At 37.5% G+C, this 1,952-nt stretch carries 3 protein-coding genes; all 3 read right to left on the reverse strand.

Features of this window, described 5'->3' with window-relative positions; translation table 11 throughout:
• A partial coding sequence (locus tag DNK84_RS08295; RefSeq protein ID WP_208123284.1) for a hypothetical protein occupies nucleotides 1-245 on the reverse strand: 245 nt, incomplete at its 3' end.
• 51 nt (nucleotides 246-296) lie between these two features.
• The gene (locus DNK84_RS08300; RefSeq protein ID WP_119344078.1) at nucleotides 297-1,658 is read right to left on the reverse strand and encodes an ISKra4 family transposase; all 1,362 of its coding nucleotides are present in this window, start codon (nucleotides 1,656-1,658) and stop codon (nucleotides 297-299) included.
• A gap of 45 nt (nucleotides 1,659-1,703) precedes the next feature.
• Nucleotides 1,704-1,952: hypothetical protein (locus DNK84_RS14635; RefSeq protein WP_208123285.1), on the reverse strand; the 249-nt coding region annotated here is incomplete at its 5' end.

Consider the following 1,952-nt stretch of genomic DNA (forward strand, 5'->3'; position numbering starts at 1 on the left):
ATCATTACTGTCGTTCCATCCATCGTTTCGACGTATGCTTTCCACCGCCATAGCCATGAATTTGGCGTATCGCTAATCAACTTTGTTGCGACCTCCGTTGCAAGTGTTTTTAAGCCTGTTTCAGACAACTTTGAGCGGGATTGACTATAGGCAGACGTGTTAGCTGAAGGCGGTCTTTGACTCTTCGCAAGCTTTGCAGCAATCACGCGAGCAACGACTGCTTGCTGAGATTGATCATCATCCATCACTTGAGATAAGAATCCCCAAAGCGTTAGGAAGTGTATTTATATTATGTTCTAAGCTGCCTTTTTCAACCCAAAAAGAACATGTTTCTCCCAAACCTTAGGCCAAGTATAAGTATTCATCGCTGCTCTTAATGTAAGTATATTGTGCAGCCCATCCCTTGACCATTTCATGTGTTGTTGCCCCTTACAGCGTTGATTAATCAAACTCTCAACATTGGACTCAGCCATTTGGCTTGTGAATACTAGATCTTTGTTTTTACGTTCATCATAATTAACAATATAATTTTTGTTATTAACAACATAGCTTAAAAGCTTTTCAAGCTTATTAACCTTCTTTGTATCCTTAGTTACTTCTTGCTTTAGCTCTTCTAGTCTGGATATCGCGTCCTCCACCTGTCCATGCCACAAGTACCATTTGGCGCCATCTAGTTTTTCATTTAACTTCTTATTGCCCAGCCCACTGTTCTTAAACTTCATTGATAAATGAAACCAATCTAGTATTCGTTCAATTGACTGGCATTCATCAGACAAAGAATCAATAACTGACCAACAGTTAGCAGCTCCATCGCATATAGCAGTTAATTTAGTTTGCTTTGTCAAGCCCTGAAGTTTTGCTGCAGAAAGTGTTTGAGATCTGATGCTCTTTTGATTGTCTGATAATGCTGAGGCGGCACAGCTTTTACTGGTTATAATACCTCTAATTTCAGTTACATCGCCATTATCTTTAACTCTACCACCTTTATATTCTATGTTTTTAGCATCATAAACTACTGACGTCATAGCTTCTATACTGCGCTGATCTTCAATAGTTTTAACATGACCACCATCTACCTGAACAATCAATTCATCTGATGGTTTGACGTCATGGGGAATTTCATCAGGATGTTCATCAATATGTTTACCAACTAATTGGGTGATTTGCTTAATGCCATTGTGGTGATTAACCTTCCTGACATAATAAGACATCTTGTTTAGAATGCTTTGAGCGTCTCTATAAGAATAACGTGCTCCAAATTCAGATTGCATCTTCCCTAAATCAGGATGAATGTTTGTACCAAATAGTGATTTAATGCTTGGAATACTGCGCCATTGACAATCATTGCAGACCTGCCTGCATGTGGGAATTTTATGATCCGTAAAGACAGCATGAAAATCAGATTTAGTATAACCATGTTTGCATAACTTTCCACCACAGCGTGGACAGGCATCAAGATCTTCTTTGAAATAAATAGATTGCTGTGAAATATATTCATCTTGTATGGATTTCAGAATATCTACTTGCTCTGAGTGACGAAAGCCAATATCTATGATTTCTTCAGGTTTGCTGATTTCTTTTTCAATAACAACCACCTTACTGACAACTTTACCTTGCTCATTTATTTTTTCCACCGTAACTCGAATTGTGTCTGACATCTGCAAATCCAATTTTGAATAAATAATAAAAACATAACACAACAATCAAGCAAACACAATGAAAATACACTTCCAAAGCGTTACCTCAGGGGTAAACAGGCGATCTCTGCCTTGGGGTGTCTGGAGATGTTTACGAATGTTTTCCACTGACAATATGTCACTAAAGGGTAATTTTTTACCGTTTTTCAGCTCAGAAATAATATTTTTTTGGTGACTTGAATGAAAAAAGCTGTTAAAAATACTCACAACGCCAATCTTTTGTTTAAGATGTGTTTTTTGCGAAAAGTATCTTAT

It is taken from the genome of Facilibium subflavum (assembly GCF_003574485.1).
Classification (GTDB): domain Bacteria; phylum Pseudomonadota; class Gammaproteobacteria; order Francisellales; family Francisellaceae; genus Facilibium; species Facilibium subflavum.